We start from the raw sequence: 5,881 nt of genomic DNA on the forward strand, positions 1-5,881 counted from the left end.
GCCCCGGCGGCGGGCGTACCGCCGACCGGAGTTCCGCCGGCCGGGGTGTTGCCCGAGGTCCGGGTGCCCCGGGCCGGGGTCGGCTGCCCCTTGGCGTACGTGGTCGGCTGCGAGAAGCCGCCCGAGCCGGAGGCCGGGCTGCTCTGCGGCTGCCCCCCGTAGGTCGCGCCGCTCTGTCCCGCTCCGCCGACCGGTGGCATCAGCGAGGTGGACGCGGCCGGGTGCTCGGCCGGCGGCTGCGGCACGCCGTACGAACCCCCGCCCTGCGCGCCCGGACGGCCGCCGGAGGTTCCTCCCGCAGCACCCGTGGCTCCACTCACCTGGTCCTCCCGCACTTCCCACCAGGACGGCGGCGCCGCCCTGCTTCGTCACTCGTCATCCAGCGCCCGGCGGGATTGCCCGGAACTGGTCGGCGTCCGGTGCCGCCGCGTCCCTCTACCAGGACGCAGCGGCACCGGTCTGCGGTTCGGTTCAGGCCTCGACGTCTCCGTCGACCACCGTCTCCGTACCCTCGGCCGTCTCGGTGGACTCGGTACCCGCGACCTCGTCCTCCGCCGTCTCCTCGTCCTCGGCCTCCGCGTTGCGGGCCATGCCCACGACCGCGTCACGCTTTCCGAGGTTGATCAGTTGGACGCCCATGGTGTCACGTCCGGTTTCACGAACCTCGGAAACCCTTGTACGGATCACTCCACCCGAGAGGGTGATCGCCATGATCTCGTCGGATTCGTCGACCACGAGCGCGCCGACCAGCGAGCCGCGGCCCTCGACGATCTTCGCCGCCTTGGTGCCGTAGCCGCCGCGACCCTGGACACGGTACTCGTCCACGCCGGTGCGCTTGGCGTACCCGCCGTCAGTGGCGGTGAAGACGTAGGTACCCGGACGGACGACGTTCATCGAGAGCAGTTCGTCGTCCTCGCGGAACGCCATGCCCTTGACGCCGGAGGTGGCGCGGCCGGTGGGCCGCAGCGCGTCGTCGGTCGCGGTGAAGCGGATCGACTGGGCCTTCTTGGAGACCAGCAGCAGGTCGTCCTCGGCGGAGACCAGCTCGGCGCCGATCAGCTCGTCGTCCCGGCCCTCCTCGTCCTGGCGCAGGTTGATCGCGATCAGGCCGCCGGAGCGCGGCGAGTCGTAGTCCTTGAGCGCGGACTTCTTCACCAGGCCGGCCCGGGTGGCGAGGACCAGGTACGGCTTGTCCTCGTAGGTGCGGATGGCCATCACCTGGGTGATGTGCTCCTCCGGCTGGAAGGCCAGCAGGTTGGCCACGTGCTGGCCGCGGGCGTCGCGCCCGGCGTCCGGCAGCTCGTAGCCCTTGGCCCGGTAGACCCGGCCCTTGTTGGTGAAGAACAGGATCCAGTTGTGGGTCGTCGTCACGAAGAAGTGGTCGACGATGTCGTCCTGCTTCAGCTGGGCGCCGCGCACGCCCTTGCCGCCGCGCTTCTGCGAGCGGTAGAGGTCGGAGCGGGTCCGCTTGACGTAGCCGCCACGGGTGATCGTGACGACGATGTCCTCCTCGGCGATGAGGTCCTCGATGGAGAGGTCGCCGTCGGAGGGGATGAGGGTGGAGCGCCGCTCGTCGCCGTACTTCTCGACGATCGCGGTGAGCTCCTCGGAGATGATCTCCCGCTGGCGGGTCGGCGAGGCCAGGATCGCGTTGTACTCGTCGATCTTGCGCTGGAGCTCGTCGTGCTCGTCCATGATCCGCTGGCGCTCAAGGGCGGCCAGGCGGCGCAGCTGCATCTCCAGGATGGCGTTGGCCTGGAGCTCGTCGATGTCGAGCAGGCCCATCAGGCCGGTGCGGGCGGCGTCGGCGCTCGCCGAGGCCCGGATCAGCGCGATGACCTCGTCGATCAGGTCCAGGGCCTTGAGCAGGGCGCGCAGGATGTGGGCGCGCTCCTCGGCCTTGCGCAGGCGGAAGGTGGTGCGCCGGACGATGACCTCGACCTGGTGGTTGACCCAGTGCCGGATGAAGGCGTCCAGCGACAGGGTGCGCGGCACGCCGTCGACCAGGGCCAGCATGTTGGCGCCGAAGTTCGTCTGCAGCTCGGTGTGCTTGTACAGGTTGTTCAGCACGACCTTGGCGACCGCGTCACGCTTGAGCACGACCACCAGGCGGGTGCCGGTGCGGGCCGAGGACTCGTCGCGGACGTCGGCGATGCCGGCGATCTTGCCGTCCTTCACCAGGTCGGCGATCTTCAGCGCGAGGTTGTCCGGGTTGACCTGGTACGGCAGCTCGGTGATCACCAGGCACTGGCGGCCCTGGATCTCCTCGACCTCGACCACGGCGCGCATGGTGACCGAGCCGCGGCCGGTGCGGTAGTAGTCGTCGATCCCGCGGCGGCCGACGATCAGCGCGCCGGTGGGGAAGTCGGGGCCCTTGATCCGCTCGACCAGGGCCTCCAGCAGCTCCTCGTTGGAGGCTTCCGGGTTCTCCAGGTACCAGAGCGCGCCGGAGGCGACCTCGCGGAGGTTGTGCGGCGGGATGTTGGTGGCCATGCCGACCGCGATGCCGGTGGCACCGTTGACCAGCAGGTTGGGGAAGCGCGCGGGCAGGACGGTGGGCTCCTGCGAGCGGCCGTCGTAGTTCGGCGCGAAGTCGACGGTCTCCTCGTCGATGTCGCGCATCATCTCCATGGCCAGCGGCATCATCTTGCACTCGGTGTAGCGCATGGCCGCGGCCGGGTCGTTGCCCGGGGAGCCGAAGTTGCCGTTGCCGTCCACCAGCGGCATCCGCATCGACCACGGCTGGGCCAGGCGGACCACGGTGTCGTAGATCGAGGTGTCGCCGTGCGGGTGGTAGTTACCCATGACGTCGCCGACGACGCGGGCGCACTTGTAGTAGCCCTTCTCGGGGCGGTACCCGCCGTCGTACATCGCGTAGAGCACGCGGCGGTGCACCGGCTTGAGGCCGTCGCGGACCTCGGGCAGCGCACGGCTGACGATCACGCTCATCGCGTAGTCGAGGTACGAGCGCTGCATCTCGGTCTCGAGCTCGACCGGCTCGATCCGCATGGTCGCCTGGGCGGTGGCCTCGGCGGCCTCGGGGGTCTCGGGCTGTTCGCCTTCGGGACGGTTGTCGTCGACCACTGGTGGTCAGTTTCCTTTCACGCGGACTGGTACGTGCGGGGCCTGGGGTGCAGGCGTCACACGTCCAGGAAGCGGACGTCCTTGGCGTTGCGCTGGATGAAGGAGCGGCGGGCCTCGACGTCCTCGCCCATCAGCACGGAGAACAGCTCGTCGGCGCGGGCGGCGTCCTCCAGGGTGACCTGGAGCAGCAGGCGGTGCTCGGCGTCCATGGTGGTGACCCGGAGCTCCTCGGCGTTCATCTCGCCGAGACCCTTGAAGCGCTGGATCGCGTCGTCCTTGGGGAGTCGGCGCCCGGCCTCCACCCCGGCGGCGATCAGCGCGTCGCGCTCGCGGTCGGAGTAGGCGTACTCGAAGTCGTCCTTACCCCACTTGATCTTGTACAGCGGCGGCATGGCGAGGTAGACGTACCCGGACTCGACCAGCGGCCGCATGAAGCGGAACAGCAGGGTCAGCAGCAGGGTGCGGATGTGCTGGCCGTCGACGTCGGCGTCGGCCATCAGGACGATCTTGTGGTACCGCAGCTTGGACTCGTCGTAGTCCTCCTGGATGCCGCAGCCGAACGCCGAGATCAGCGCCTGGACCTCGGTGTTCTGGAGGACCTTGTCGATCCGGGCCTTCTCGACGTTCAGGATCTTGCCGCGGATCGGCAGGATGGCCTGGGTGCGCGGGTCCCGGCCCTGCTTGGCCGAGCCGCCGGCGGAGTCACCCTCGACGATGAAGATCTCGCACTCGGACGGGTCCTTGGACTGGCAGTCGGAGAGCTTGCCCGGCAGCGAGGCGGACTCCAGCAGGCCCTTGCGGCGGGTCAGGTCGCGGGCCTTGCGGGCGGCGACGCGCGCGGTGGCGGCCTGGATGGACTTGCGGATGATGTCCGCGGCCTCGTTGGGGTTGCGGTCCAGCCAGTCGGCGAAGTGCTCGTTGACCACCTTCTGGACGAAGGTCTTGGCCTCGGTGTTGCCGAGCTTGTCCTTGGTCTGGCCCTCGAACTGCGGCTCGCCGAGCTTGACCGAGATGATCGCGGTCAGGCCCTCGCGGATGTCCTCGCCGGAGAGGTTGTCGTCCTTCTCGCGGAGCAGCTTCTTGTCCCGCGCGTAGCGGTTGACCAGGCCGGTCAGCGCGGCGCGGAAGCCCTCCTCGTGGGTGCCGCCGCCGTGGGTGTGGATGGTGTTGGCGAAGCTGTAGACCCCCTCGGTGTAGGAGGAGTTCCACTGCATCGCGATCTCCACGGAGATCGCCTTGTCCTTGTCCTCGGCCTCGAAGTCGATCACCGAGGGGTGGACGGGCTCGCCCTTGCGGGAGTTGAGGTGGGCGACGAAGTCGGCGATGCCGCCGTCGTACTTGTACGTGACGGTGAGCGGCTTGCCCTCCTCGTCCACGTGCTCGGGGCGCTCGTCGGTCAGCGAGATCAACAGGCCCTTGTTGAGGAAGGCCATCTCCTGGAAGCGCCGGGAGAGCGTCTCGAAGGAGTAGACGGTGGTCTCGAAGATGTCGCCGTCGGCCCAGAAGGTCACCGTGGTGCCGGTGCGGTCGGTCTCCGCGCCCTTGACCAGGGCGGCGGTCGGCGCGCCCATCTTGTAGTCCTGGGTCCAGATGTGGCCGTCCTTGTGGATCTCCACCGAGAGCCGGGTGGACAGCGCGTTCACCACGGAGACACCCACGCCGTGCAGACCGCCGGAGACGGCGTAGCCGCCGCCGCCGAACTTGCCGCCCGCGTGCAGGACGGTGAGCACGACCTCGACGGCGGGCTTGTCCTGGCCGGGGACGATGTCCACCGGGATGCCGCGGCCGTTGTCGACGCAGCGGATCGCGCCGTCGGCCATGATCGTGACGTCGATGGTGTCGGCGTACCCGGCCATCGCCTCGTCGACGGAGTTGTCCACGACCTCCTGCACCAGGTGGTGCAGGCCGCGCTCACCGGTGGAGCCGATGTACATGCCGGGGCGCTTGCGGACGGCGTCGAGGCCTTCCAGCACCTGGATGTTGCTACCGGTGTAGGAAGCCTGGTCGGACTGGTCTGGGGTCTGGCTGGGGTTGCCGGAATCGGCCACGAAGCGCCCTCTCTGGCACAGCACGGGCCGCATGCCCACCCCGTGCGGGCGGGCGTGCGACCACAGCGTTTCGACTCGGTTGCCACTAGCAACAGTGTTTGGCTTCCAGTCTACCGGTACGACTGACAGAGATGGGCGTTTGGCAGCCCTTGAGGGCAGATATGCCGCCCTGAATCCCCTCTGCACATGTCCCGATACTCGCCCGGGGGGCCCAGGGCGCCTGGAAGGGCTGTCAGGGGTTCCGGAAGATTGCCATCCGATCCGCGCACCCGACGGCCGTCCGACTTCCCGCTCAGCCCCAGGTGTCGCCCGGCCCCTTGCTCCCCGGCGCGCGCAGCCGGCCGTAGCCGCGGGCGGGCGCCGCCGGGCCGAGCACCTTGATGGTCCTGACCGTCCGGTGCCCCAGTTCGTGGTTCAGGCGGGCCACCAACTGCCTTGCCAACCAACGTAGTTGGGTGGCCCAGGCGGTGGAGTCGCACTGCACGGTGAGCACCGCGGCGGCCTCGTCGTAGGAGGAGGGGTGGCAGTGCGCGGCGATGTCCGGGCCGACGATCTGCGGCCAGCGGCCCATCACCCCGCCGACGGCGGCCGAGGACTCCCAGCCGCGTTCGGTCAGCAGTCGGTTGAGCGCCGCACCCAGCGGGACCGGGTCGCGGCCGTCCGAGCGGGCGCCGCTGCGCAGGCCGTGCCGCTTCGCCTCGCGCTTCTCCCGGACCTGCTCGCCGCGCTGGCGGGCCTGGGCGCGGGCC

At 69.6% G+C, this 5,881-nt stretch carries 3 protein-coding genes and 1 pseudogene; all 4 read right to left on the reverse strand.

The genetic code is table 11. The features are described 5' to 3' along the window. A pseudogene (locus KS423_RS36610) lies at window positions 1–320 on the reverse strand (hypothetical protein); the annotation flags it as partial. 151 nt (window positions 321–471) lie between these two features. Continuing rightward, window positions 472–3,009: a DNA gyrase subunit A gene (gene gyrA / locus KS423_RS36615; RefSeq protein ID WP_263455625.1), complete on the reverse strand. Its 2,538-nt coding sequence runs from the start codon at window positions 3,007–3,009 to the stop codon at window positions 472–474. A gap of 131 nt (window positions 3,010–3,140) precedes the next feature. Then, complete coding sequence (gyrB, locus tag KS423_RS36620) at window positions 3,141–5,156, reverse strand: DNA topoisomerase (ATP-hydrolyzing) subunit B (protein ID WP_224284060.1); 2,016 nt, start codon at window positions 5,154–5,156, stop codon at window positions 3,141–3,143. Between the two features lie 268 nt (window positions 5,157–5,424). After that, a partial coding sequence (locus KS423_RS36625; RefSeq protein WP_224284061.1) for a DUF721 domain-containing protein occupies window positions 5,425–5,881 on the reverse strand: 457 nt, incomplete at its 5' end.

The organism is Streptomyces sp. LS1784 (assembly GCF_020103755.1).
Taxonomy (GTDB): Bacteria; Actinomycetota; Actinomycetes; order Streptomycetales; family Streptomycetaceae; genus Kitasatospora.